A 26468-nucleotide genomic window follows, 5' to 3' on the forward strand; every position below is an offset into this window, starting at 1 on the left:
CTGTCCGCAATCCGACAACCCCGGGGTGTATTTTGTTTTTAATATAAAAACAACCGGTTATACGCCCCAGCGCGGGATCGGGTGATCCCCCATGGAAATACAGACGTTCTTCATTTCGGCAAATACCTCGAAGCTGTACTCGCCCCCTTCACGCCCGGTGCCAGAGGCTTTCACCCCGCCAAACGGCTGGCGCAGATCGCGCACGTTCTGGGTATTGACGAATACCATGCCGGCTTCGATGCTGCGCGCCAGACGCATCACCTTGCTCACGTCCTGGGTCCAGATATAGGACGCCAGACCGTACTCTACGTCGTTGGCCATGCGCAGCCCGTCCTCTTCGCTCTTGAACGGCAGCAGGCAGGCCACCGGGCCGAAGATCTCCTCCTGCGCCACGCGCATGCGGTTATCGACGTCTGCCAGCACCGTCGGCCGCAGGAAGTTGCCGTGCTCCAGCCCCTGCGGTTTTTCCGGGCCGCCAGCCAGCAGGGTGGCACCCTCTTCCATTCCCAGCCGGATATAGCCGGAGACCTTTTCCCAATGCTGCTGACTGATCAATGCGCCCACCTGAGTGTGCGGATCGGTCGGATCGCCAACCCGCAGGCGATTGGCGCGCTCGGCGAAACGCTCGACGAACTGCGGATAAATACTCTGCTGAATGAAAATGCGCGACCCGGCGGTGCAGCGTTCGCCATTGATCGAGAAAATGGTGAACAGCGCGGCGTCCAACGCGCGCTCAATGTCGGCATCCTCGAACACCAGTACCGGCGACTTGCCGCCCAGCTCCATCGAATACTTTTTCAGGCCGGCATTTTGCATGATGCGGCGACCGGTAGCGGTGCCGCCGGTAAAGGACACCGCACGCACGTCGGCGTGGCGCACCAGCGCGTCGCCGGCGCTGGCGCCGTAGCCCTGCACCACGTTCAACACCCCGGCCGGAATGCCGGCTTCCAGCGCCAGTTCACCCAGCCGATCGGCGCTCAGCGGCGACAGTTCGGACATTTTCAGCACCGCGGTATTGCCCAGCGCCAGGCACGGCGCCGTTTTCCAGGTGGCGGTCATAAAGGGGACGTTCCACGGCGACACCAGCGCACAGACGCCGACCGGCTGCACCAGCGTATAGTTGAGCATCTTGTCGTCCACCGGGTAGGTGCGACCATTCATCTGCTGACAAATTTCGGCAAAGAATTCAAAGTTGTGCGAAGCGCGCGGGATCAGCACATTCCTGGTCTGATGGATCGGCAAACCGGTGTCGGCAGTTTCCATTTCGGCAATCTGCGGCACGTTCTGGTCAATCAGCTCGCCCAGACGCCGCATCAGGCGCGCACGTTCCTTCATCGGCGTGTTGGCCCATTTCGGAAACGCCTGTTTGGCGGCGGCCACCGCCAGTTCGATTTCCGCCTGTCCACCGGAAGCGACCTCCGCCAGCACCTCGCCGTTGGCCGGATTGCTGGTGGTGAAGTATTCTTTGCTGGCAACGTTCTTGCCGTTAATCCAATGGTTGATGGTTTTCATCCCAGGCTCTCCTGATAATTTCTTTCACTGATGATGTGGTTGACCAAACGACCAATGCCTTCGATCTCCACCACCACTTCATCCCCCGGCTGCACGTCGGCCAGCCCCTTCGGCGTCCCGGTGGCGATCATGTCGCCCGGTTGCAGCGTCATAAACGCGCTCAGATAGCTGACAAGGAAAGGAATGTCGAAAATCATGTCGGCGGTGGTACCGCGCTGGCGCAGCTCGCCGTTGATATAAGTGCTGAGTGATAAATTGTGCGGATCGTCAATATCGTCACGATCGACGATATACGGGCCAATCGGCGTCAACCCGTCGCGACTTTTCACCCGCAGATTCGGACGGTAGTAATTTTCCAGATAGTCGCGAATGGCGTAGTCATTGCACAGGGTGTAGCCGGCAACATACTCCATCGCCCGTTCACGACTGACGTTGCGCGCAGTTTTGCCGACAACCGCCACCAGCTCGGCTTCATAATGCATGTATTCCACCCCGGCCGGGCGCACCGACACCTGACGGTGGCCGATCAGCGTGTTCGGTGCCTTGAGGAACACCAGCGGCTCTTCCGGTGCCTTGAACTCCAGTTCGCTGGCGTGATCGGCGTAGTTCAGACCCAGCGCGAACACCGTACCCTGCGATGGCGGCAGCCATTCGACCTCGGTCTCTTCAAGGATCTGGCCGTTCGGCAGCGTTACGCGCAGCTGCGGGTCAACGGTTACGTTCAGCGTCTGGCCATGGTGGCGAATACGGGCGTGTCTCATGGTTGGCTTCCTCCTTGCACCACACGGTTAGTCAGCGGCGGCAGCCCGGCGGCGCGCAGCGTTAGCTGGTCACCCGGCCTGATTTCAACCCGCCGCTGCGGCGTGCCGAGCAGCAGCGCATCGCCAGGCTGCAAGGTGATGAATTCGCTGATGGCGGCGAGCAGCTCGGCAGGCGAACGCAGCAAATCGGCGCTAGACCAGCGGTCCTGTTCCACGCCGTTGATTTCGGTGACAATCTGCACATCATCAAGCGCCGCCAGCGGGCCGATATCCCCCAGCGGACAAAAGCCGTCGCGACATTTGGCTTTGATCGCCGGACGATAGAAGCTGTCTTCCGCCAGGCTGACGTCATTGGCCAGCGCATAGCCGGCAATGTAATCAGCCGCCTGTTGTACCGGCACCTTACGCGCCACGTCACCGATCACCATCGCCAACGTAGCGCCGCTGTAAACGGCTTCACCCTGCGGCAACGGGATGACGCCGCCATTGGCGAGGAAGGTGTTGCGCGGTTTGATAAACCACACCGGCGTTTTCGGCGGGGTTTTATACGGCGGTTCGCGAAACGCCTGATGCCAGGCGTCGAGCTGGCTGCGGTGATTGAGCGCAACCGCAAAAACGGTTCCTTTCATGCAGACTCCTTGGGGGTCGGTCGTGACAACGGCCATTCATTAATATATTAACGAATACTTTTATCCGCTGTTCAGGGTTTGTGCAATGCGGGAAATTTAATTTGTGATCGTGATAACAAAAAATTTACATATTTGAAATATTCATAATATTAATCAGCGAATTGCGGTTAACTTGCATTTTTTTTCACCGAAAATTGTTTTTTTGCTTCCTTCGTTACAATAAACCTGGCTACTATTAAGTTATTAACGAACGGCCGCGGTCCGCGGGCGCAACACTTTTAACAGCAGGCCATCGCTATGCATGAATCCTTGACCATCGCCCTGTTGCAGGCGCGTGAAACTGCCATGGGTTTTTTCCGCCCGATATTGAAACGCCATAACCTTACCGAACAGCAATGGCGCATCATCCGCGTGCTGGCGGACCAGCGGTCGATCGAATTTCACGAATTGGCGGCGCAAACCTGCATTCTGCGCCCCAGCCTGACCGGCATTCTGTCGCGCATGGAACGCGACGGGCTGATATTCCGCCTAAAGCCGGTCAACGATCAGCGCAAGCTGTACGTTTCGCTGACTCAGCAGGGCCAGGCGCTGTATGACGTGGCGCGCTCGCAGGTGGAACAGGGTTACAACGAGATAGAAGCGGCGTTTTCGCCAGAAAAGATGCAGCAGTTGATGGCGTTGCTCGACGAGCTGATCACCCTCGGTGACAGCCTGCCGAACAACGTTATCGCCCACCCCGGCAAGCAGCAGTAAGTCAGGTAGGCAGAACCGTTTCAGGCAGCAACGCACCACCGTCCACCACCAGCGTCTGCCCGGTGATATAACCCGCCGCGCTCGAGGCGAGAAATACCATCGCGGCGGCAATATCCTCCGGTTCGCCCAACCGACCGAGTGGCACCGCCGTGCCAATCGTCCGTGTCAGCGCCTCGCCGCCCAGATTGGCCATCGCCGGTGTACGGATCATCCCCGGTTCAACGCCGTTGACGGTGATGCCGTACGGTGCCAGCTCCAGCGCCGCGGCGCGGATAAACCCGTTCACCCCAGCCTTGGAGGCCGCGTAATGCGCCAACCCCGGGTAGGCCACTTTCGGTCCGGTCACCGATGACGTCACCAACAGCCGCCCGCCGCCCTGCCGGCGCATCCACGGTAACGCGGCCTGTGCCAGAAAGAACGGCGCCATCAGGTTGACGCTGAGGGTTCGTTGCAGCAGTTCGGCATCAATGTGCGCAAACGGCGTCAGCGGGAAGTAAGCCGCATTGTGGATCACCACATCCAGCCGCGCGTGTCGCTGCGTCACCCGAGCCACCAGTGCGGCGATTTGCGCCGGTTGCGCGACATCACACGCCTCTGCCTGCACCTGCCAACCCAGCTCGACCAGTTCGGCGGCCGCCTGCTGCGCTTTGCCCGCCTGCCTATCCGCCAGCACCACCGTTGCCCCCAGCTGCGCAAAGGCGCGCACAATCGCCAGCCCGATGCCTTGCGCCCCACCGGTCACCAGCACCAACCGGTGCTGGAAGGCGTTTGCGGCAAACGTCATGCAGCCCCCCGCGGGTGCCGCGTCACATTGAGCACCTGCGCGTGTGCGCCAACCGCAAAGTTGCTCAACGCAGCGAAGTCACTGCCCTGATAGCCAAGGATCTTGCCGTCGGTACGCATCCCTTGCAGATCGATCATTACCACGCCGAGCGTGGGCACGATTTTTTCGCGCCAGACGAACAGGTAGAGTTTTTCAGCCACTTTGACATAGTGGCAGCGATCAACGTCTGCCAGCCCCTGCTCGACGCCGTCCAGGCACTGCCAGGCATAAAAATTGTCATTTAGGTAGATATGCTCGTAACGCTCGGTAGGACTGTAGGTATACATATTGCGCAGCCCAATCAGCTCATCGGTAAACTGCGGCAACGGTGCATCGCGGTTATCCAGCCGGCCAAAACGAAACATTGCCTGCACCGCCGTCAGTGGCAATCCTTGTTCCACCCGGCTAAAGGCGTCCAGACGGACTTGCCGTTGGTCCGGCAATGCGCCGTACAGCGCGGTGAAATTGCCCTGATGCCGATCGCATACCATGCTAATGCTGGCGTTGGCGCGCTGAGGGTCAAGAAAATCGATAAACAGTATGCCGTCGCGAATGCTGGTGGCGCGATAAGCCACGCGCTGCCCGTGCCACTCCAGCGTCTGGCTGTCGACAAACCGCAACGTCGCCAGCTCGCCGTCGGCAAAATGCAGGGCCAGTTGCCGACCCGCCAAATCCGCCAAGGGTGCCAACGTGTGGCTGTGCGGCGCGAAACCGTCCGCCAGCGCGCCGACCTGAATAAATACCGCTTCTGAATCCATGATTGCTCCTTAAAGAGAAGTAAAAGCCAGGGTGGGAACGTCTACAATGCTTGAGCCACCATCAGCCACCAGCGTCGCGCCGGTGATCGCCGACGCCTCCGCAGAACAGAGAAAGCGGCAGATACGGGCGATTTCTTCCGCGCTGGCCGGACGGCGCAGCGGCACGTCGCGACACACCCGCTGATATGCCTGTTCCAGCGTCAACTGGTGCGCCGCCATCAACGGTTGCATTTCTTCATCGGCCATCGGTGTCGTCACCCAGCCGGGGCATAGCGCATTGGCTCGCACGCCAAGCGGGCCGTAGTCGCGGGCAATCGAGCGCATCAGTCCAATCAGTGCATGCTTGGCCGTCACGTAACCGCATACCGCCGGCCCGGCGGCCAGCGAGGCGATCGACGCCACCAGCAGCAGGTTGCCGCCGGTTTTCACCAGTTCCGGCAAACAGGCGCGCGCGCTGGCGAAGGCGCTGTTGAGATTGCTGTCCAGCGCTTGCCGCCACTGGGCATCGCTGACCTCGGTAATTTGCCCCAGCCCCATGCCGCCGGCGCAGCCCAGCAAACAGTCGATACGGCCCGCTGCGTGCAGGATCTGCGGCAACAGTTCATCGCGCCAGCACTCGCCGCTGGCAGCGTCGCCAACCAGCGCCAACGCGCCAATGTCGTCGGCCAGCGCGGCAAGCGGTGCGCGGCGGCGGCCGATAACCACCACCCGGTCGCCCTGGGCCGCCAATAGTCGTGCGCAGGCAGCGCCGATGCCGCTGCCGCCGCCGGTGATCACCACCACTCTATTCATCCAATTTCTCCATTAACTGACTGAACATCAGGCAAACGCTCAGCAACAGGCGACGCTGCTCAGGCAATAGGCGCAGATATCGCCGCCCGGCGGGTAGCCGGCTCACCACCTCGGAGGCGGCGAAATGCTCCAGTTCCAGCTGCCAGTGGCCATCGCGCAGCGTCAAGGCCGCGTGGCGGAAATCCAGCTGCGCCAGCGCCTCGCCAATCTGCGGATAACGTTGCAGTGCCGCCAGCAGCCGTTGCCCACCGCTGCCGGCGTGAACCAGGCGATAACGCACCGCCCCGCGCCGCAACCAACCGCCGACGCCGATGGTCAGCGTCAGCGCATCCGTTAACGCCGTACCGCCATTGAGGCTGAACCGGTGGCTGACGATATGCGCCAGAAACAGCGACTGCGGCCGTTCGCGCACCGTAATCACCGGCCCCTGCGGCAGCCTCAGCGTCAACGCGCCGATGGCGTGGCGTTCGCAGGCATAAGGGCGTAAATCGCGCTGTAACCGATCGAGCGCCTCTCCCGGCCGATAACCGGCGGGATTACGCCGCCAGAAGCGATCAAGTGAGGGAAGTAAGGCGATCAAACTGCACCTCCTCACGTTCGGACTTGTCAAACGCCGCCAGCAATACCTGCTCTATCGGCACCGGCTTGAAGGGATTGACGCGCTGCACGCACAGCGTCCAGAACAACGCATAGATCGCGGTCAGGCCAATCATGACGCCAAACGGGATATAGACTTCGCTACGCTGCATACCCGGCGGCGTGATATAGACGATTGCCAGCACGATACCCATGCTGGAGACTATCTGTGGCAGCGGAAAAAACGGCGATTTATAGGCACGCGGCAAGTCCGGGCGACGCAACCGCAGCAATACCACCGATAACGTCACCAGCAGATAGGCCACACCCCAGGCGCACACCGCCGCCAGCACCATCGGGATAATGCGATTGAGATCGCCCTGAATGGCAAACGCATGCACACAGGGGATCAGCACCGCCACGGCAATACCCACTACCGGCGTTTTAAACCGCGGGTGCAGGTACGAGAACATTTTCGGCAATGCGCCATCCAGCACCATGCCGTAGAGAATGCGCGGCACCGCCGCCATCAGCGTATTGATGGTGGCCGCACCGGCCAGCAGCAGACCAACGCCGAGCCAGTATTTACCGAACTCGCCCATCACCTGGCCGGCAAACGCCGGGATCGCCATCGGCGTATCCAGCAGCCTGACGTTGTTGGCAGCATCAATCACCACATTTTCCACCTGATGGCCAAGCGCTGCGCCGTACAGCGCCATACACACCGCCACCCCACACAGACCCAGCGCCATGGCGCGCGGGATCACCCAGGCGGAACGTTTGATCTCCGGCGCCATCGGCGTGACCAGTTCGCAGCCGACAAACATGAACATCGCCATCCCCACCAGGCTGAAAACGGCAAACGGGTCGCCAAGATCGAGCGTGCTGCCAAACCAGCCAGGCAGCGCCACCGCGTGCGGCGACAGCAGGCCGGCGATGCCAAAAATCACCAACGTGCTCCACATGCCGAAGGTCAGCACGATTTCCGTCTTGCCAAAGGCTTCAATGCCCAGCGCATTCAGCAGGCCGAAAATGATCACCAGCCCAACGCCAACCATCCAAGAGGAATTGTGGCTCTCCATCAGGGTGTTGAGATGTTCGAAGTTCACCAGCGCCATAATGCCGGCAAGAATGGTTTCGGCGGTGCCGGCAAAGATATGCACGATCAGGTAGGCGGACAGCGTGCCGGTAATGGCAAAAAAACGCCCCATGCCACAGGAGATATAGTCGTAGACCGAACCGGTGGTCGGCAACAGCGCCGACGCTTCGGCAAAGGTGGTGAGCTGCGCCTGCATCATGATGAAGGCAATCAGCATCGCTAACGCAAAGGTATCTCCGCCAATGCCGAACCCACTGGTGACGGTCAGGATCACCGGGCTGGCCATAATAACCCCCACCGAACTGGCCAGCGTGGTGGGGAATCCGACTTTGCCCCGTTCAAGGTGGGCGTGCAGCCGTGACGACAGGTTCATGGGTGTGTCCTCTCAAGTGTGGTTAGACTCGCCTGACGACCACTGTGGGCGCTACCGGCACTATAGAAAGGAACGGAAAAGTCTGGCTATCGTTCTTAAGAACGAGGCGAAAACGCGCTGGGCGAGGGCTAAAACGGCTACCGCCCCAACGACCTGCGGCAACACACCGCCTAGAACCGCAGGGAAAAACAGGTCAAATGAGGAACATAGACTTCATTAACAGTTTAATGAAGTGCCTGAGAGAGGAGGAAAACAGCGCCAGAGACAACGGTTTCTGCTTTGTTATTTATGGTATTTATTGCAATCCAGTTCACGTTGTTAATATGTTTTTATTGTGTTGCCAAATTGCTACAACTATGCTTTTATCGTTCAGATATTGACCGCATTCCAATTCCCAAACTGAATGAAAAACGCAAATGGGAGGAAATGAATTATGCACACTCAGTTGTCTGCTGGCGCTAATGATGCATTGATATCCAGCTGTCTGAATACCATCGCCCATTTGATTCCGGTTTCAGCCGGGGTATTTTATTTGGTTAATCCACAATTAAAACCGGAACATTATATTCTACAGGGAATAACCGATAACACCCATCGGCAATATCTGGACTATTACCAGCAGATTGATCCGTTAAAACCGGCCAATTTTCATCAGCAGGATATCACCATGGTCAGTATGACACCGTCGGCCATCGCCGATAATCGGCAATATTACCATGACTTTATGCTGCCCAATCGCATGCGCGACATGACCGAGATTTTTATCCGCCAGCGCAGACGCATCGTCGCCGGGGTTTCACTGATCCGCGATACGCCATTTACCGCGCTGGAGCGCAGCCGCCTGCATGCCGTACTGCCGTTGATCGAGCTGGCCACCCGCGATCTTCTGCCGGAAGGCGAAGCACAATTGCTGACAGCCAAAGAACAGGAAATCGTCAATATGGTACGCGAGGGCGCCAGTAATAAACGCATTGCGTTAAACCTGGGAATCTCCCTGTCCACGGTAAAAACCCATATGCGAAATATATTCGCCAAAACCGCAGTGGTTAATCGTACCGAATTAGTTTCCAGCGGTTTTATTGCCCAGGGCTGAGGCAATATTCCGCCATAATTAATTGCCATAATAAAAATATATGGCTCCATAGCATATACCTTTAATTCGACGTTAACGGGGCGGGTTTCGCCTGTTCGCAATACCGTCATCAACCAAGGTAGGCATTATGTCCAGCAGTTCCTATTCTACGCCGGTTAATCGGCCGGCATTGCCCTGTCCGCCAAGGTTGCTGACGGCGATTATCGTTTGCGCCGCCATCGCGCCGGGGATTTTAATGACCGCACCGGCGGTGGCGGCGCAGTTGGCAAGCGAATGGCGCCTGTCACCCACTCAGATTGGGCGACTGTTCTCCACCGAACTCGGTGCCATGAGCCTTGCCACCCTGCCAGCCTGGTGGTGGATCGGACGCATGGACTGGCGGAAAGTGGCCGGATTGGCGGCAACGGTGTTCCTGTTCGCCAACCTGGCGTCGGCGCTGACCAGCGACTTCAGCACCCTGCTGCCCCTGCGTTTTATCGCCTCGCTGGCTGGCGGCACGCTGATGATTTTGTGCATAACCTGCGCCGCCGGCACTGCCAATCCCAGCCGAGTTTATGCCGGTTGGGTATTGGGTCAGTTGCTGCTGGGCACGATTGGCCTGCTGGTGCTGCCGTCGCTGTTCGGCTACTTCGGTCTAATGGTGGTCTATCTGATTTTGGCAGCGCTGATGCTGTGCTGCCTGCCGCTGCTGGTGGCGTTCCCCCGCGGCTTTCAAGCGCCAACCGCCCAGTCGGCAACCGCAGCGCCCTCGCCGCTCGTCAGGCTGGGCGCGCTGCTGGCAGTACTGTGCTTTTACATTAGCCTGAGCGCGGTATGGACCTTTATCGGTAACATCGGCATCAACGCCGGGCTGTCGGCGATACACAACGGCCAGGTGCTGGCGGCGGCAACGGTGTTCGGCATCGTGGGCGCGGCAACCGCGGCGTTGGCCGGCGGCATGCGCCGACGCCTGCTGATGACGCTGGGCTATCTGTTGCTGACGGTCAGCATCGCCCTGCTGCTGAACACGCCAGCGCTGCTGCGCTTTGCCGCCGCGGCGGTGATGTTCAAATTTACCTGGACCTTCGTGCTGCCATTCATATTGGCGCAGGTTGCCGAACTGGATAATAACGGCAAGCTGATGAACGGCATCAATCTGGTCATCGGCGGCGGCATGGCCATCGGGCCGCTGCTGGCCGGTTATCTGCTGCAAACTTCCGGCGGCTTTGGTGCGCTGCTCGGCGCTGCGCTGGCTTGCGCACTGCTGTCGCTGCTGCTGATTTCGCTGACGTCCCCGCGCACAACGCGCCCTGTAACAGGAGTTGAAAGGTGAAACGAAAAACCGGCTTTTTCTTCGATGAACGCTGTTTTTGGCACAGCACCGGCCTGCATGCCACCACGCTGCCGGTGGGCGGTTGGGTGCAACCCCCTGCCGGCGCGGGTCATGCCGAATCGCCGGAAACCAAACGCCGCATGAAGAACCTGATGGACGTATCCGGTCTGTCGTGCCAGCTCCAGCTGCAAAGTGCCGAACTGGCCGACGAAGACGACTTACGCCGCATCCACCCTGCCGATTATCTGCAACGCTTCAAACAGTTGAGTGATAACGGTGGCGGCATGCTGGGTGAGGAGGCACCGCTCGGGCCTGGCAGCTATGACATCGCCAGACTGTCCGCCGGATTGGCCTGCGCCGCGCTGGAATCGGTACTGCGGGGCGAACTGGATAATGCCTATGCGCTGTCGCGCCCACCGGGCCACCATTGTCTGCCGGACCGCTCGATGGGGTTTTGCTTTCTGGCCAACATTGCCATCGCCATCGAACGCGCCAAGGCAAAATGCGCTCTTGGCAAGGTGGCCGTGATCGACTGGGACGTTCATCATGGCAACGGCACCCAGCATATTTACTGGCAGCGCGACGATGTGCTGACCCTGTCACTGCATCAGGACGGCTGTTTCCCGGCGGGTTACGCCGGCGAGCAGGATCGCGGTGCCGGCGCGGGGCTGGGCTGCAATATCAATATTCCGCTGATGGCCGGGGCCGGTGATGACAGCTATCTGTACGCCATGCGTCAGATAGTCATCCCGGCGCTGGAGCGCTTCCAGCCGGAGGTGATTATCGTCGCCTGCGGTTATGACGCCAATGCCCTCGATCCGCTGGCGCGGATGCTGCTGCACAGCGACAGTTTCCGCATGATGACCGCACTGGTTCAGGATGCCGCCGATCGGCTATGCGGTGGCAAACTGCTGATGGTGCACGAGGGCGGTTATGCAGAATCCTACGTACCGTTCTGCGGGCTGGCAGTGATGGAGCAGCTCAGCGGTATCCGCACCGAGGTGCAGGATCCGCTGTTGGCATTTATTCAACAACAGCAACCGCGTGAGGCCTTCAACCGTTTCCAGCGTGACGCCATCGACCAGCTGGCGCGACAGTTCAGCCTATAATTGCTCTGTGAAGCCACGGGCGCGCCGATCGCGCCCCAACAGAACAGGAAGGGGGGAATATGTCGGAACATAACGTCAGTTTTATCAAGGGATGCCGCGGCAACATCGCACTGCATGACTGGGGCAATCCGCAGCCACGTTTTCTGGCGCTGCTGGTACACGGTTACGGCGAACACCTGGGGCGTTATCACTACGTGGCGCGCACGCTGCACGACATCGGCGCACGGGTGTTCGGCCCCGACCATCTCGGCCACGGGCTGTCACAGGGCGAACGGGTGCTGATTGACGACTATGACGCGCTCGTCGATGACCTGCATCAGGTTGCGACACGCTTTCAGCATCAATTTCCCTCGCTGCCGCTGGTGCTGATTGGCCATTCGATGGGCGGGATGATCGCCAGCCGCTACGTACAGCGCTATGGCGAGCAGGTAAACGCGCTGGTGCTGTCCGGGCCGTTGATCGGCCGTAAAACTGCCATTTCCGACCTGTACGATCTGGACACGCTACCCGACGATCCGCTGGATACGACGACGCTGTCGCGCGATCCGGCGGTTGGCGCAGCCTATAATGCCGATCCACTGGTGTGGCACGGCCCGTTCAAGCGGGCAACGCTGGGCGCCATGCAGGCCATGCTGGCCAGGATTAACGCCGGGCCTAGCTTTGGCAGCCTGCCGACGCTGTGGCTGCACGGCGAAAACGACAGGCTGGTACTGCTGGAAGAAACCCGCACCGGCATCGACATACTGCGAGGCAGCAATATTGAAACGGCGATCATCCCTGGCGCACAGCACGAAATATTCAATGAAATCAATAAAGATCAGGTACTGAAACGGGTGACGACCTTTATTGAGCGCCAGCTGTCGTCACCTCAGCCTCAGCCGCTGACCACCGCCAGATAGTGCTTCACAAAACGATCGCAGGTGATTTCCCAATGCACTTTGCGGCCCTGTTCGACAAACCAGGCGTCGCCGGGCTGATAGTGCACCGACTCGCCGGTGCTTTCGTCGGTCAGCGTCGCCGTCCCCTGCCAGACCGTCGCATGTTCGGCAAACGGGTATTCCATCGCAAAGCTGCCGCGCGTACAGCTGAACACCCCGCAACTCAGGCTGTCCGTGGGTTGACCAAAGATCATCGCCACGCCAACGTTCGGATCCCCAGTCAGCACCGTAGCCCCCAGATTGCTGACGCTGCCAATTTCCTGCAACGGCGGCAGAGGGTGTTTAAGCAATAATGGTTTCATGTTTTCTCCTCGAGATGATTAACGACGTCCTTTCCAATAGCCGGAAGTTTGATGCCAGATCTTGCCAGCCGAGGTAATCACAGGGCGCAGTTGATGTTTGCCAAAAATATTGCGATGCGGGATAGAACTCAGCAGGTCATAACGTGCCGACCCCTCCGCCATCCCTTCCGCTAGCACCTTGCACACAATGTGGCTGGGGGTCACGCCAAACCCCGAATATCCCTGCACGTAAAACACATTGTCATGCGCCGGCAGCGTGCCGATTTGCGGGAACAGATTGGCGCTGCAACACAGCGGCCCGCCCCAGGCCAGGTCGATTTTCACGTCCTTAAGATAGGGGAACACCTTGAGCATCAGATGGCGGTTCCAGGCTTTCAGATCGGCAGGAATATATTCAAGCAACCGGGTGGCGCTGCCGAACAGCAAGCGGTTTTCATTGGTCACGCGGTAATAGTCGATCACCGGACGTATATCGCTGTAAGCGCCGCGAATCGGGCTTATCTGCCGGATCAGCGCCTCTGGCAACGGTTCGGTCGCCAGTTGAAAGGCATAGGTATTGATGGTTTTTTTATCGATATACGGCTCCATGCCGTTGAGAAAGCCATTGCAGGCCCACAGCATTTTCGCGGCACGGATCGACCCCGTCGCGGTGCGGACGGTCACGCGCGCTCCATACTCCACGCTCAGCACACTGCTGTTTTCGAAGATCTGTACGCCATAGCCGGTCAGAGCCTTTGCTTCGCCCAACAGCAAATTGAGCGAATGTACGTGACCGCCCCCCATGTGCTTCAACGCGCAGGTATAGGCATCGGAACCGACTACCTGCTGCACCTCTGCGCCGGTGTACAGTTCGATCTCTTCCTGTGGCGATACCGACTTGAATTCTTGCAGCCAGCCGCGCAGGGTCTTTTCCTGACGCGCGTTACTCCCCAGATAGCCGTAGCCAAAGCAAAAGTCGGCGTCTATCGCGTACTTTTTGATGCGCTCGCGGATGATGCCGGCACCGAGATTACTGATCTTGAAAATGGTTTCCAGCCCCTGCGACCCAACGTGACGCTTGATCTTTTCCAGATCGTGGCCAATGCCGGCCATCACCTGGCCGCCATTGCGGCCGGTGCCGCCGTAGCCCAGATGTCGCCCTTCGAGAATGGCAATATTAGTGATGCCTTTTTCCGCCAGCTCCAGCGCGGTATTGATGCCGGAAAAACCGCCACCGACGATCACCACGTCAACGTCCAGATCGTCAGCCAGTACCGGGAAACGCAGATCGTATTTTTTGGTTGCCGCATAATAGGTTAACGATTCGATATTGTTGTTCATTGCCGCACTCCGGTCGCCGATGCCATAAACGGGATTATCGGCGCAGGCAGCGGACGCGGCCATGTCCCTTTAGGGATATTTTAACTGTTATTTAACATTATCGACGGGAGGGCGAAGCGGTCGCCAGAAACAGATTAAACAGCGCGGCCTGTGAGCCGATGCCGAGCTTGCTATAGATGTTTTTGCGGTGATTTTTAACCGTGCCGAGGCTGATGAACAACCGGGCGGCGATTTGCCGGGAACCCAGCCCTGCCAGGATCAGATCGACGATTTCCCGCTCGCGCGCCGTCAGCGTTTGGCCAGCGCAGGCGAGCGGGTTTGGCGCCACGTCGGCCGGCAGCTTGTCCGCCATCGATGCGGCATGCAGCCGTACGACGCTACGGGCCAGCACCAGCGCTTCCGGCAGTTCGGCGGCGCTGGATTGGCGTACGCCCACCGTCTGCTGCGACGAACCGAAGAACACGCCAAGGCGGCGCTGCGGCGTCAGTTGCAACAATACACCGGCTTCGTCTCGCCAACCGGTTTTGCGATAAAAGTTGCGGTAATATTCGCTGTGATAGAAGCCGCACGGGGCCAATTGCCGCAGGGTGAATAGCTCACTCTGCGCGTTGTCGTTCAGCGCACGGTAAAACGGATCTTGCAGGTAGGCGCCCTGCTGATAAAGTGCGTTAATCGCATCGCTGTTTTCTTTTTCGGCCTTGTAGAGGCAGCATGGCGCGCGCTGGGACTCAAACGCGTAAATCAGGGCGTGGTCGAACGCAAAAAAGCGTTCCAGATAATCGAGTAATTGCGGATAGAAATGGCGGGTTGTCGCCGCGTCGATTAGCGACGCCAGTTTTTCAACCTGAATGCCCATGCCGCCCCCAAATCATTAACAGATTAACGATCGACGTCGTATTCTGGCGAAACGGCGCATTCGGCCAGATACAGATAAAAAAGCACCCCGCTGGGCGAAAAGCAACCAGACAAACGTTATCATGTTAAATAAATCACAACTTCGCAACAAGGAGATCCCATGTCCAGCAGTCTGACGATCGCCAACCGGCAAACCTGGTTTGGCCACGGCAGTATTCGGCACCTGCTGCCACTGCTCCAGGCAGAGGCGCAGCCCACCCTGTTGTTCAGCTGCCGTTCGTTTCTCAACGGCGAGGTTTATGCCGCACTGGCCGCCGAACTGGAGCCGTTGCTGGTGGGAACCGAAATCGTCAGTCACGAGGCGTCGCCGCAGGACATCGATCGCTGGGTGGCTCGCTGGCGTGGTAAAGCCGCTCGGGTGGTCGCCATCGGTGGCGGCAGCGTGCTGGACGCCGCCAAGGCATTTTCCGCGCTGGTACAGCACCCGCTGCCGACGCTGCGTTATATGGAAAAGGTCGGTGATAGCCCGCTCAGCGGCGCGACGTTGCCGCTGATTGCCATTCCCACTACCGCCGGTACCGGCAGCGAGGTAACGCAAAACGCCGTGATCACCGATACCCAGCTCAGCAAGGTGAAAGCCTCGTTGCGCCATAACAATTTTGTGCCGCAGGTGGCGATCCTCGATCCGCAGCTGCTGGCCGGCGCGCCGGATCGGGTGCTGACCTACTGCGCCATTGATGCCTTCACCCACCTGTTTGAAGCCTATCTGTCCAAAACCGCCAACAGCCTGTCGCGCGAAATGTCATTGACCGGCATCGGTCTGTTCCTCGAGGCCTGGCCGGCGCTGAACCGCAGCGATGCTGCGCGGGAAGCCATCATGCACGCCTCGTATCTGGGGGGGCTGACGCTGAGCATGGCGGGGCTGGGGGTGATCCACGGTATCGCCGGTGAAATCGGCGCGCTGCGCGCCTACCACCATGGCCAGCTGTGTGGCCGACTGCTGCTGCCGTTTCTGTCGTTGCTGGCAGACAGTGCGCAGCCCGAGCAGCGCGCGCGCATGGCACAGCTGGCGGCGCGGCTGTTCCCGCAACACGCCCAGCGCCCGGAACGGTATCTGCACCAGATGATTACCGAACATGCCATCACGCCGTTTTGGCAAAACGATCTGCCCTTGAGCGAGGATCAGTTGCTGATCGTCATCGACAAGTCCAACAGCAAGAATTCGCTGGTTGATTATTCTGCCGCCCAGCGCCGCACGATGATCGAACAGGCATTGCGCATTGAATGATCATATAATCAAACAACTAGCGGGAGGTAGGTATGAGTATCATTGATTGGATCCTCGCCGGCATCGCGGTGGGCCTGATTGTCGGTGCACTGATGAAAATGTTCGGCAAGAAAAACAAAGACCAGTAACTTACCGAGGGAGCTATGCAAATAGCTCCCTTGGGAGCCGGTGATGACAACTTCAAGGGACTGGATGATGAACCGTTTACGCTTATTTCTCGCCTCACTAACCCCACAAAACATAAACATTGCCCTTGCGGTCACGTTTATTGCCATCGCAATAATCTCCCCCAAAATGGCAGCGATACTGATATATATAATAATGGGGTTGGCATTATTAAAAATAATATACTCAACGATAAAAAGAATTTTCGTCATTTTCCCCCTGGTAAGAAAGAAGATAATCACACGCGGCTGGCGTATGGTGGTGCATACACGTAAATTTTATGCCATATCCCCCACGACCGAATTATTCTTTCTACTATCCTTATTGATTATTCCGGTTATTTTCGTCGTTCTGCTAATCTGGCAGAACCTATCCGGGGCAAATGTGCTTATCGCGATATTGGCCATCACGCTATCATGTGCGGCCTTCTTCGATATTAAAGGCAAGGTAAGCTGGCTGATAAAGAAGGCCTGGGCACGTGTCATCGGCAAGCTGCTGTTCGCCGGTATCGGTTCCGTTGCTTTTTTTATCGCGCTCGCAGGGATCAAGCAATCGCTCTATCAAATGACACAGGTCGACGCCAAGCACTTTCCGGAGTTCGTCAATCTTGCTGCCACCCTTTATACACCGATAATCTACTGCTATTTCATCGGTTTTTTATTGATGACGATGGTCGTGATTGAATGGTTTGCCATCATGCTACCGATGTCGATTTCACCGCTTTTAAGCTCTTTTTACCCCGGGAAATTAGCGCGCGTTTCTTATCGCCTGCGCACCGGTAAAAAAGAGCCTTCAGACCATACGCCATTTCAACCCAGAGACCTGCTGTTCCTGTTGCGCATTTTCGCACCATTAGCCTTAGTCATTACCTTTAGCTATATTGCCAATGGCTTATCGGCAACCACCGACGGCTGGCTCAACAAGACTATTATCTCCGCGCTGATTGAAATGCATTATCACGATAATGCCGATTGTCAAAACTTACCTTGGAATACCAAACTGTTACGTTTGGACAAAGACACGGTTTCTGTCGTTCAATCGACAGAAACCGGCGGATTCACATTTTCAAAACAACGCTGTCCGTTAACGTCGGTAATGGATAATCCACAACATAATCCTTAATCACCGCCCGGCTTTGGTGCCGGGTAGTCATAGTCGACGCGCAGCGCAGCGGCGTAGTCACTGTCCCACAGCTGACTGAACAGCCGATCGACCCGCTGCGCCATGGCGGCGTTGTTCAGCACCAGTTCCAGATTGCGTGAATTATCCAGGTAGCCGCCGGTCCAGTTGCTGGTGCCGATCCACGCACGTTCGCCGTCAATGGACATGATTTTGCTGTGGATCACCCGCGCATACGGGATGAAACCGCCTTGCGCCTCGGGGATGGTCACCACCTTGATCTGCACATTAGGCAACAGCGCCAGGCTTTTCAGGTAGTCGATATCGGGCTTGTCGGTGTTCCAGTTGGCAACCATCAGTTCGATCTGCACGCCGCGCGCTGCCGCGCTACGCAACGCGTTGTCGATCACCGCGTAGTAGGGTCGGCTGCGTTGCGGGCCATAAGACAGTGGCGCATAATCCATCACCTGCACCCGCACCTGCCGCTTGGCCGCTGCCAACAGGCGTGGCAGCTCGTCTTGCGAATCGGTAACCCCGGGCGGATCGTAAGCCCGCGGGCTGGCAACCAGATAATTTCCGCCGGACTGCGGCTCTGCCGGCGGCTGATAATCCAGCGCCGGCACCGGCTTGCCGGCCGCCAACCGGGCCTGAGCCTGCCAATCCTGCTCAAAAATCGCCTGCACCTGGCTCACCACCTTGCCGTCGCTGATGCGCAAACCGGTTTCCTGGATATGTTCCAGCGCCCGCCAGTCAAAATTCTGACTGCCGACAAACGCCTGTTCACCGTCCACCAGCAGGTATTTGGCATGCAGAATGCCGCCGCTCAACTGCTGATACGGGATAATACGCAACTCAAGGTTGGGGATCGCCTTCAGCTGTTCCAACGTGGCCGGCGTCGAGTTGCGGATCCCTTTCTGCTCCAGCAGAAAACGGATCTTCACTCCGCGCTCGCCGGCCGCCTTCAACTGCGCCAACACGCCGTCCAGCCGCCCTCCGGGCTGGTTGGCAACGTAAAACTGGGCAATGTCGATACGCTGCCTGGCCGCCGCAAACATCTGTTGCCAGACCTCGGCGGTGTCGCGCAGATCGTCGTTATGCAGGCGGGTCTCCACTGGCGCGCTATACACCAGTTCATAGCCGGGGATTTCAAAACGCGCCGCGGCGGCGTGGCTCAACATCAACAGACAGCTCCCCCATAATGCCGTGCATAGGCGGTGTGATGGCCGCCGTGGTTGACGGCCATTAGGCATAACGTTGCTCCCCACTGTCAACCCAACGGTCGGTCTGGTCTTGTTCCGGGCGGCTGGTCGGCGTGCCGGCACGGATCAGCAGTACCTTCAGCAGTTCGTTAATCCGCTCCATGCGGCTTTGCAGGTAATTATTGCCTACCAGACACAGCAGCGCGATGGCGATACCGAGGCCGGTGGCGTACAGCGCGGTGCCCATGCCGGCCGACACCAGGCTCGGTTCGGACACCCCGGACGCCGCCAACGCCTTGAAGGTTTCGATGATGCCCATCACCGTGCCGAGCAGTCCAAGCAGCGGTGCGGCGGTAACGATGGTTTCCAGCAGCCACAGCCCGCGGCTCATCAGCGGTTTGCTCAACAGATACTGCGCGTCGATCACATCCCCCAGCGCTTCACGATCGCCAGCCTGATGTTTATGTTCCAGTACCGGCAGGATCACCGCCAGCGGCAAACTGTTGCGCTGGGTTAATGACTGCGGCAGATCGCCGGCGCGGCGCACCTGCGGCGTCAGCGCCTGTTCCAGCCGACGCGCCTGCCGTTGGGTGTAGGCAAAATACAGCGCGCGTTCGATAATAATCACCAGCGCAATCACCAGCGCGGCGTACATCACGTAAAAGATAATGTCGTGCAACAGATTGGCATTCATAACGCCCCCTTCAATCAATTAAAATGTGGCTTCCAGCGATACGCTAAAGGTGCGCTCTTCGCCGACGTTGTAATACGGCGTGCTGGCTTTTACGCCGTTATACGCTGCCGCATTGAACGTGGTACTGCGCACCGAGGTCAGGTATTCCTTGTCAAACAGGTTGCTGACGCCAAAACGCAATGCCGCGCTCTTGACGATTTTCTTGTCCACCGGCAGATAAACCCCGGCCGCCAGATCGACCACCGTGCGCCCACCGATTTTTTCGTCGTTGGTCAGATCGCCATAGAACGAACTGACGTATTTGCTACTGACGCTGCCATAGTACAAACCGTCGTCGTAGCCCAGCGTCAGGTTGAGCAGGTTCCTGGGTACGTTAGGCACGTCCTTGCCGGAGGTCGGCAATTCATGGCCGCCGTTGCTGACGATGTTGTTCTGCTGCTTGGCCTGGGTGTAGGTATAGGAAGCGTAATAGTTGAAGTTATGCGGCAACTGACCGCTCCACTCCAGCTCCAGCCCCTTGTTCTCCACATTGCCAATGTTCATCATTTCGTAATCGCCGTCGGCATTGGTGGTAGAAATCTGCCGATCGCTGTAACGCAGGTAGAACAGCGTGGCGCTCAACAGCATGTCCTCCTGCTGGAAACGCCAGCCCAGCTCGTGGTTCCAGCTGAGTTCCGGTTTGGTATTGATCGAATCGCCCACGTTGTACAGCACGTAGTTCGGCGGGGTGCGCATATTGCGCGTCAGGTTGTAAAACAACTGGTTTTCCTGATTGAGCCTGTAGCTGGCGCTGAAGTTAGGCAGTAATTCGTGGTAAGTGGCCTTGCGGTTTTCCGGCACGTTGTACAGGCTGCCGCGGTTTTCCCCCTTGCGCTCCACATACTGGTACGCCAGCCCGCCGACAAAGGTCCATTCCGGCGAGAAGAACCAGGTATCCTGCAGCCAGACTTTTTGCGCCGGCGTCACGGTGTACTGGTTGCGCCCCTGTACGGTGTTGCCGTTGGCGTCCTGTACCTGATCGCTGCCGCCCGGCTTGCCCCAGATCTGCGCCGGGTTGCCGTCGCCGTTGATGCTGATGAACGGCTGCGTTTGCAGCTGACGTGCTCGCTCATACCAATAGCCCACGTCGAGGCTGTGCTGTTCGTTGATGTCCCACTTCAGTTTGGTGGTAATGCCCGGCCGCCAGGTTTGTGTCCACGATGGGCGATAGTAGGTATTGGACCCGAGATTGCTCAGGTCATATTGTCCGGCGCGATCCGAGGTGCTGGACAGTACCGAGGCGGTCTGGCCGGTGAAGCTGCCGCCGTTGCCCCAGTAATAGTACGGTTGCAGCGTCAACGACAGGTTGTCGCGCAGTTGCAGCTTCTGGGTAAACGACAGGGTAAAGTTTTCGAACGGGTTGCGGTCGATTTTGTAGTATTTGTTCAACTGTCCTTTGCTGTTGTACTCCGGCGTGGTGGCGTAATCGGTATAGCGGCCATCCTGTTCGAACTGCGCCTTGCTCAGGGTGTTGTAGTTGGCGTTTTCCTGCCGGTTATATTTCATCACCAGGTTACTGCTGTTGCCGTTGCCGTCTTCATACAACGAGTTCATTTCAAACTTGTCGGAATATTCACGCCCTTCGCCGCGCCACTTTTTGGCTTCGGTGTGCGAATAGGAGATCCAGTTGCTAAAGCCGTTATACTCGCCGGTTTCCAAACGAGCGAAGGTCTTGCTGAGATTATTGCTGCCGAGCGTCTGCTTGACGAAGCCGCCAAAGTCCTTGGCCGGGCGGCGCGTCACCAGCCCGATATTGCCGCCGCTGGAGCCGATGTGCGGACCGTCGACCTCGGAGGAACCCTGGGTGACGAAAATTTCCTGCAGGTTTTCCGCGTCGCCTAGCAGGTTCGGATAGACCGCATAGTTACCGGAATCGTTAATCGGAATGCCGTCCATCGACAGGCCGATTTGGTCTGACGTCATGCCGCGCATGGTGTAATCAACACCGCTCAGACCGCTGGCGTCGTTGCTGTTAATGTTCAGGCCCGGCGTATATTTCAATTTATCGATGGCGTTACCGGCGGCCGGCATTTTATCCAGCGCTTCCCTGGTCACGGTAGATCGCGCCTTGGCGCTGTCCTCCTGCACCATCATGCCGCCGCCCAGCGGCTGCCCCTGAACGCTGATGGTACCGACGTCGGTACCCTCTTGCGCCATTAGCGCCCCTGGCAACAGCGCCGACATCACCACCAGGTAAATCCCAGAACGTTTGAACGATTTCATTATTTTTCATCCCATAGCGAACAATGGTTATTTCAGGCTTTATGGCGCCCGATAATTAAACGTGGCTGTGAAACGTTTTTTTGCCTGCCCGGCAAAAGCCTGGCTGGGGAACGGCTTTACCTGGTTGATGCTCTGCAGACTGCTGGCTGCCGCGCGGTTAAGCAGCATGCTGCCGGCTTTGCTGGCAATGCCCGAGGCCACTACCCGACCACTGCGATCCACTTCCAGCCATACTTCCACATTGCCCTGCGGCCGCTCCAGCGACGCCTGACGTCCGGTTGGATAACGCTTGCGCTGTTCCAGTTCGCGGCGCAGCGCAAGCAGATAGCCATTTTCCAGCGCCTGGGCATTGACCGTCGGCGTTGCCGGGCGGGCAGGCGCAGCGGCCGGGGTTGGCGGCGACGTGCTGGACAACGCGCGCGGTGCACTGGCGGTTGGCCGTGGCTTGTCCGCCACTCTGGTTTTTTCCTTCACCGGTTTCGGTTGCGGTTTGGGCTCAGGCTTCGGCCTGGGTTTGGGCTGCGGCTTGGGCGTCGCCTCAACGATCGGTTCCGGCGCTGGCAGCAGCGGTTCGGCAATCGGCGGCGGTTCCGGCTGCGGCAGCGCCTCCGGCACAGGGGGTTCCTCCGGGGATTCCTCCGGCGTTTCCACCAGCGCCAACGCCATGGTGGTGTCGTCGTAGCGAGGCTGGATCTTCAACGTTGCCTGCTGGCTGGCGAACAGCAGGCAACCAGCGACGATCAGCGCCGGCAACCAGCTGAAAAGGTGTCTTGAGCGATAGAGCAGATACATGTCACAGCTTCCGGGTAGCGATGGAAACAGAGAAGAAGCCGCCCTGGCGCAGGCTGTCCATCACGGCTACCAGCCGCTCCACCGCAACGCCCTTATCACTGTTGACGATAATGGTGGTAGGCCGATCGCCCTGCTGCTGTTGCTTTAGTGTGCTAACCAGGGCGTCCAGCGCAACCGGCTGCCCGTCGAGCTGCAACTGCTCGTCGGCGCCCAGGGTGATGATGGCCTTTTTCTGCGGCTTCAACTGCTGCGCGCTGCCGGCGCTGGGCAATTGGGTCTTCAATCCCAGCGCCGGGATCACGTTCAGGCTTATCAAGACGAAAAACACCAGCAAAAACATCATCACGTCGATCATCGGTATCAGTTCGATGTGCGCTTTATTTTTCTTAGGTTCGTTCCAGTTACGCATGGCATGCCCTCCCAAAAGCAAAGCAGCCAATATAGTGAGGGTATGTTTATCTTTTGTTACGTTTGTGTGATGTTATTTTCACAATCACGTCATTTTGAGAGGATTTTTTCAATTCGAAGGGCAGTTTGAAGGCGCGAAAATCGCGAGTGCTCTGGAGGAAAGGAGAATATCGCAGCAAAAAAGCCGGCAAGCCAGGCGCCTAATGCCAATGCAATGTGAGAATAATGACAGCCTGCACCATAAAAAAAGACGCCCGTGGGCGTCTTTTCACCGCGAAACAGCCGCTGTCAGTTCACTTTGACCGGCATGCCGGAACGCGCCTTGATTGCCGCATCCACTTCGCTCTGGTTGATACCCGCATCCATCAGCACTTTGCCGACCGCAGGGGTGATGGTTACCGGCACCGGATCTTTCGACTTCAGTTCTTCTTCGTTGGCGGAAAGCGGATTGTGCACTTCCAGATAACGGGAACCGTCTGGCTCCACCGAGGCTTTCACCGGCTCATTGATAAACTGCACGCGGGTGCCGACCGGCACGCTGTCGAACAGATATTTGATGTCGTCGGCACGCAAACGCACACAGCCATGGCTGACGCGCAGGCCGATACCGAAGTTGGCATTGGTACCGTGAATGGCATACAGACGGCCTACGTACAACGCGTACAGACCCATCGGGTTGTCCGGGCCGGCCGGGAATACCGCCGGCAGGATTTCGCCGTCTGCGGCATATTCTTCACGCATTTTGGCGGTCGGCGTCCAGGTCGGGCCGTCTTTCTTGCGCTGTACGCTGGTTACCCAGTTCAGCGGCGTGTCCTTGCCCAACTGGCCGATGCCGATTGGCAATACCACCACGGTGTTGCTGCCCTTCGGGTAATAGTACAGGCGCATTTCGGCGCTATTGATGATGATGCCCTGACGCGGCGCGTCTGGCAGGATCAACTGCTGCGGAATGGTCAGGGTGCTGCCCGGCGTTGGCAGGAAGGGATCCACCCCCGGGTTGGCTTCCAGCATATTGCTCAGGCCCATCTGATATTGAGCGGCAAAGCTTTCCAGCGGCAGCTTGCTGTCGGCTGGAACCTGGATTTGAATATTTTGCCCCACCAGGCGGCTATCCTTGGCAGGCAGTGGGTATACAACGGCGAAGGCTGCCTGGCTGAACGCAACCAGTGCCGTAAACAGGGTTAATAACGCGCGAATGCTCATTTTCATCTTCGTGTTGGTGTGTGGGCCGCACTGGCATAAGTATTATCCAGGTCAAAAAAGACCGGATGCGCATTATATGTGCACTTTAGCAAAAGTGTGAAACTTTCCCGGTTGCAGAACGCACTTTTTTGTAACGCGCTAAGCTGGTATTGAGCCAGTCGCGCGCGGCGGCCGGTGGCAGCGACAGAGGGCGTCGATCATGAATATCAGCCAGGCTGGCATGACTGGCGGCCGTGATAATGACAAAGCTGCTGCAGCCGTCGCCATCCGCTGCGTACAGCGCCGCAAAGAACAGCGGCTGGCGATCGGCGCCACGGATAAAATAGGGCTGCTTCAGCCGAGGATTGTCCGACGATTTTTTCCATTCGTACCAGCCTGATGCCGGCACCAGCGCGCAGCCATGCTTCCAGGGGTCAATTTGGATATCGAAAATTATTGTACGTTAAGGCGATTTTTTGTACCTCGGAGCTGTGGTAGAGCTTAAACACTTTGACGAGCAGCTCTGAGCGAAGTGCAGATATTACAGCCATTCTAATTGATGCATTAATCATCTGCGCGCAGGTCAATACCAGTCTACGACGTTGGTATTTGACTCTGTGTCACTACGCCAAATTATAGTGAGAGCAATATCCGTTTTCTATGTAACGAAAAGACATGTGCCCTTGCTTACATTTTTCACTTTCTTCACCCTCTATAGTGGGTCCCACTGTTAGTGCGCCACACGATTCTGTATACCCAGAACGGGGGCATATTCTCCCTTTTTCGTTGGTACTGCCGTCACGGTCAGTGCTCTAGATTCTTGACTATGCAATGAGGTGTGTATGTCTGCTTCAGTAATTGAAAAGCAGAGTGCTTATGGGAAGTTGAACCTGAGAGAAAAAGTCGGCTACGGCATGGGTGATGCAGGTTCCTGTATGATCTGGAGTGTCCTGGCACTTTACCTGACCTGGTTCTATACCGATGTTTACGGGCTGGATCCTGCGATCGTCGGTACTTTATTTCTGGTCATTCGTATTTTCGATGCTTTTAGCGATCCCATTATGGGAGCAATATGCGATCGTACCAAAAGCCGCTGGGGTAAATTCCGCCCGTGGTTGTTGTGGATGGCTATTCCCTTTGGTTTGGGGGCGGTCGTGATGTTTTCCACGCCAGACCTGAGCATGAACGGAAAAATCATTTACGCCTGGGTCACCTACCTGATGATGTCCTTAATCTACACTGCCATCAATATTCCCTATTGCTCGGTAGCAGGTGTTATTACGCTCAATCAGAAAGAACGCATGAGCTGTTTATCATGGCGTTTCTTCCTTAACGGCCTGGCAACGCTTATCGTCTCCTCAACTATATTACCCCTTACCGACTGGCTGGGTAACGGCAGCCGTGCCTCTGGTTTTCAGTTGACCATGATGATTATGGGAGGAGCTGCAACCTTAATGTTCCTTTTCTGTTTTTCCAGCATTAAGGAGCGTGTTGTTTCAGTAAAAGCCAATGAATCGTTAAAACGTGACCTGAAAGATATAATTAAAAATGATCAATGGTTGCTGATGATTTCCATTACGTTTCTGAACGTCTTTCCCGCCTTTATTCGTGGGGCGGTCACCATTTACTATGCAACTTATGTCATGCATGCCTCTGTCGGGTTCATTACCTTCTTCATGGCGCTAGGTGTTGCATGCAATATGCTGGGAAGCGTTATTGCGAAACCTCTTACCGATCGTTTCGATAAAATTAAAATCTTCCGCGTACTTAATATTATTCTGGGTATACTGTCGTTCGCATTATGGTTTGTGAACCCCGTTTCCCTGACACCACTGTTAACACTGTTTGTCATCATTAATATCCTGCATTTGATTCAGTCTGGCCCTATTCTGTGGGCTATGATGTCCGATGTTGACGACTACGGCGACTGGAAGTTTGGCAAGCGCCTGACGGGTATTTCCTTTGCAGGTAACCTGTTTATGCTGAAAATGGGCCTCGCTGTGGCCGGGGCTATCGTTGCCTGGGTTCTGGCATCAACAGGTTATATCCCCAATCAGCCACAACAGAATCCCGAAACGATCCAGTGGATTATCATCATGTTCTCGTTAATGCCAATGCTGAGCTATTTTGTCAGTGCGTTTCTGGCGAGCTACTTTAAATTAAACGACGCATTCCTTGAAAAAATAAAAGTCGAACTGGCAAAACGTGAACTGGCAAATGGCCGGTCGCAACGATCAGAACGTATTGACACCCACACGACTCAACTCTCACATTAATTTATGAATAAAATGTGGCATCCCAATAGCGGATGCCGCACTGTTTGATTGTTATTTTTCGATTCAGGAGTATTTAAT

At 57.2% G+C, this 26468-nt stretch carries 25 protein-coding genes and 1 pseudogene; 8 read left to right on the forward strand and 18 right to left on the reverse strand.

Annotation, left to right across the window (positions count from 1 at the left end; translation table 11 throughout):
- Positions 1-57: 57 nt before the first annotated feature.
- The 3 genes from hpaE to NYE85_RS01330 are packed head-to-tail and all read right to left on the reverse strand — an operon-like array spanning position 58 to position 2902.
- A complete protein-coding gene (hpaE, locus tag NYE85_RS01320; RefSeq protein ID WP_259002531.1) occupies positions 58-1512 on the reverse strand; it encodes a 5-carboxymethyl-2-hydroxymuconate semialdehyde dehydrogenase in 1455 nt (484 codons plus the stop codon).
- Positions 1509-2273, reverse strand: a complete 765-nt coding sequence (locus tag NYE85_RS01325; protein ID WP_259002532.1) for a fumarylacetoacetate hydrolase family protein — start codon at positions 2271-2273, stop codon at positions 1509-1511. The genes hpaE and NYE85_RS01325 overlap by 4 nt, the downstream gene beginning before the upstream one ends.
- Positions 2270-2902 carry a fumarylacetoacetate hydrolase family protein gene (locus NYE85_RS01330; RefSeq protein ID WP_259002533.1) on the reverse strand — a complete coding sequence of 211 codons (633 nt, stop codon included), beginning with the start codon at positions 2900-2902 and terminating at the stop codon, positions 2270-2272. Before NYE85_RS01330 ends, NYE85_RS01325 begins: the two co-directional genes overlap by 4 nt.
- Before the next feature lie 297 nt (positions 2903-3199).
- Between NYE85_RS01330 and hpaR the strand changes: the two genes are divergently transcribed.
- A complete protein-coding gene (gene hpaR / locus NYE85_RS01335; protein WP_259002534.1) occupies positions 3200-3655 on the forward strand; it encodes a homoprotocatechuate degradation operon regulator HpaR in 456 nt (151 codons plus the stop codon).
- A gap of 1 nt (position 3656) precedes the next feature.
- Here hpaR and NYE85_RS01340 read toward each other — a convergent pair whose 3' ends face one another.
- Genes NYE85_RS01340 through NYE85_RS01360 form a run of 5 tightly spaced genes read right to left on the reverse strand, consistent with a single transcriptional unit; the run spans position 3657 to position 8076 of the window.
- The gene (locus NYE85_RS01340; protein WP_259002535.1) at positions 3657-4439 is read right to left on the reverse strand and encodes an SDR family oxidoreductase; all 783 of its coding nucleotides are present in this window, start codon (positions 4437-4439) and stop codon (positions 3657-3659) included.
- Positions 4436-5236, reverse strand: coding sequence for a molybdenum cofactor biosynthesis F family protein (locus tag NYE85_RS01345; RefSeq protein ID WP_259002536.1), 801 nt, complete (start codon positions 5234-5236; stop codon positions 4436-4438). Before NYE85_RS01345 ends, NYE85_RS01340 begins: the two co-directional genes overlap by 4 nt.
- Positions 5237-5245: 9 nt before the next feature.
- A complete protein-coding gene (locus tag NYE85_RS01350; RefSeq protein WP_259002537.1) occupies positions 5246-6028 on the reverse strand; it encodes an SDR family NAD(P)-dependent oxidoreductase in 783 nt (260 codons plus the stop codon).
- Positions 6021-6608: a DUF3156 family protein gene (locus tag NYE85_RS01355; protein ID WP_259002538.1), complete on the reverse strand. Its 588-nt coding sequence runs from the start codon at positions 6606-6608 to the stop codon at positions 6021-6023. Before NYE85_RS01355 ends, NYE85_RS01350 begins: the two co-directional genes overlap by 8 nt.
- Positions 6583-8076 carry an APC family permease gene (locus NYE85_RS01360; protein ID WP_259002539.1) on the reverse strand — a complete coding sequence of 498 codons (1494 nt, stop codon included), beginning with the start codon at positions 8074-8076 and terminating at the stop codon, positions 6583-6585. The genes NYE85_RS01355 and NYE85_RS01360 overlap by 26 nt, the downstream gene beginning before the upstream one ends.
- 433 nt (positions 8077-8509) lie before the next feature.
- On the opposite strand from NYE85_RS01360, the gene NYE85_RS01365 reads away from it, so the two are divergent.
- The 4 genes from NYE85_RS01365 (at position 8510) to NYE85_RS01380 (ending at position 12489) form a co-directional block, all read left to right on the forward strand.
- Positions 8510-9169 carry a response regulator transcription factor gene (locus tag NYE85_RS01365; RefSeq protein WP_405050649.1) on the forward strand — a complete coding sequence of 220 codons (660 nt, stop codon included), beginning with the start codon at positions 8510-8512 and terminating at the stop codon, positions 9167-9169.
- 127 nt (positions 9170-9296) lie between these two features.
- Complete coding sequence (locus NYE85_RS01370) at positions 9297-10481, forward strand: MFS transporter (protein ID WP_259002540.1); 1185 nt, start codon at positions 9297-9299, stop codon at positions 10479-10481.
- Positions 10478-11590 (forward strand): class II histone deacetylase, encoded by a 1113-nt coding sequence (locus NYE85_RS01375; RefSeq protein ID WP_259002541.1) that lies wholly within the window; start codon positions 10478-10480, stop codon positions 11588-11590. The genes NYE85_RS01370 and NYE85_RS01375 overlap by 4 nt, the downstream gene beginning before the upstream one ends.
- A 59-nt stretch (positions 11591-11649) precedes the next feature.
- Complete coding sequence (locus NYE85_RS01380) at positions 11650-12489, forward strand: alpha/beta hydrolase (RefSeq protein WP_259002542.1); 840 nt, start codon at positions 11650-11652, stop codon at positions 12487-12489.
- On the opposite strand, the gene NYE85_RS01385 is transcribed toward NYE85_RS01380, so the two are convergent.
- From NYE85_RS01385 to NYE85_RS01395, 3 genes are all read right to left on the reverse strand, one after another.
- Positions 12465-12830 (reverse strand): cupin domain-containing protein, encoded by a 366-nt coding sequence (locus NYE85_RS01385; protein ID WP_259002543.1) that lies wholly within the window; start codon positions 12828-12830, stop codon positions 12465-12467. The genes NYE85_RS01380 and NYE85_RS01385 overlap by 25 nt on opposite strands.
- Before the next feature lie 18 nt (positions 12831-12848).
- Positions 12849-14150 (reverse strand): FAD-binding oxidoreductase, encoded by a 1302-nt coding sequence (locus tag NYE85_RS01390; protein WP_259002544.1) that lies wholly within the window; start codon positions 14148-14150, stop codon positions 12849-12851.
- A gap of 97 nt (positions 14151-14247) precedes the next feature.
- Complete coding sequence (locus NYE85_RS01395; RefSeq protein WP_259002545.1) at positions 14248-15006, reverse strand: response regulator transcription factor; 759 nt, start codon at positions 15004-15006, stop codon at positions 14248-14250.
- A 159-nt stretch (positions 15007-15165) separates the two neighbouring features.
- Between NYE85_RS01395 and NYE85_RS01400 the strand changes: the two genes are divergently transcribed.
- Both NYE85_RS01400 and NYE85_RS01405 read left to right on the forward strand, forming a co-directional pair.
- On the forward strand, positions 15166-16293 hold the full coding sequence (locus NYE85_RS01400; protein ID WP_259002546.1) for an iron-containing alcohol dehydrogenase: 1128 nt from the start codon (positions 15166-15168) through the stop codon (positions 16291-16293).
- 192 nt (positions 16294-16485) lie between these two features.
- Positions 16486-17580: a hypothetical protein gene (locus tag NYE85_RS01405; RefSeq protein WP_259002547.1), complete on the forward strand. Its 1095-nt coding sequence runs from the start codon at positions 16486-16488 to the stop codon at positions 17578-17580.
- Here the strand turns inward: NYE85_RS01405 and NYE85_RS01410 are convergent.
- The 7 genes and pseudogenes from NYE85_RS01410 to NYE85_RS01440 all read right to left on the reverse strand — a co-directional run.
- Entirely contained in the window at positions 17577-18827 is a 1251-nt protein-coding gene (locus NYE85_RS01410) for a phospholipase D-like domain-containing protein (RefSeq protein ID WP_259002548.1), read from the reverse strand. The genes NYE85_RS01405 and NYE85_RS01410 overlap by 4 nt on opposite strands.
- A complete protein-coding gene (locus NYE85_RS01415) occupies positions 18820-19470 on the reverse strand; it encodes a MotA/TolQ/ExbB proton channel family protein (protein ID WP_259002549.1) in 651 nt (216 codons plus the stop codon). The genes NYE85_RS01410 and NYE85_RS01415 overlap by 8 nt, the downstream gene beginning before the upstream one ends.
- An 18-nt stretch (positions 19471-19488) precedes the next feature.
- Positions 19489-21732 carry a TonB-dependent receptor gene (locus tag NYE85_RS01420; RefSeq protein ID WP_259002550.1) on the reverse strand — a complete coding sequence of 748 codons (2244 nt, stop codon included), beginning with the start codon at positions 21730-21732 and terminating at the stop codon, positions 19489-19491.
- A gap of 39 nt (positions 21733-21771) precedes the next feature.
- On the reverse strand, positions 21772-22524 hold the full coding sequence (locus tag NYE85_RS01425; RefSeq protein ID WP_259002551.1) for an energy transducer TonB: 753 nt from the start codon (positions 22522-22524) through the stop codon (positions 21772-21774).
- A 1-nt stretch (position 22525) separates the two neighbouring features.
- A complete protein-coding gene (locus NYE85_RS01430) occupies positions 22526-22933 on the reverse strand; it encodes a biopolymer transporter ExbD (RefSeq protein ID WP_259002552.1) in 408 nt (135 codons plus the stop codon).
- A 287-nt stretch (positions 22934-23220) separates the two neighbouring features.
- A complete protein-coding gene (locus NYE85_RS01435) occupies positions 23221-24141 on the reverse strand; it encodes a L,D-transpeptidase family protein (protein WP_004955671.1) in 921 nt (306 codons plus the stop codon).
- Positions 24142-24220: 79 nt separating this feature from the next.
- Positions 24221-24544 (reverse strand): annotated as a pseudogene (locus NYE85_RS01440) (SOS response-associated peptidase family protein); the annotation flags it as partial.
- Between the two features lie 412 nt (positions 24545-24956).
- Between NYE85_RS01440 and NYE85_RS01445 the strand changes: the two are divergent.
- Entirely contained in the window at positions 24957-26390 is a 1434-nt protein-coding gene (locus NYE85_RS01445) for a glycoside-pentoside-hexuronide (GPH):cation symporter (protein WP_259002553.1), read from the forward strand.
- The last annotated feature ends 78 nt before the right edge of the window (positions 26391-26468 follow it).

Origin of the sequence: Serratia sp. AKBS12 (genome assembly GCF_024793895.1) — a bacterium.
Classification (GTDB): domain Bacteria; phylum Pseudomonadota; class Gammaproteobacteria; order Enterobacterales; family Enterobacteriaceae; genus Serratia_F.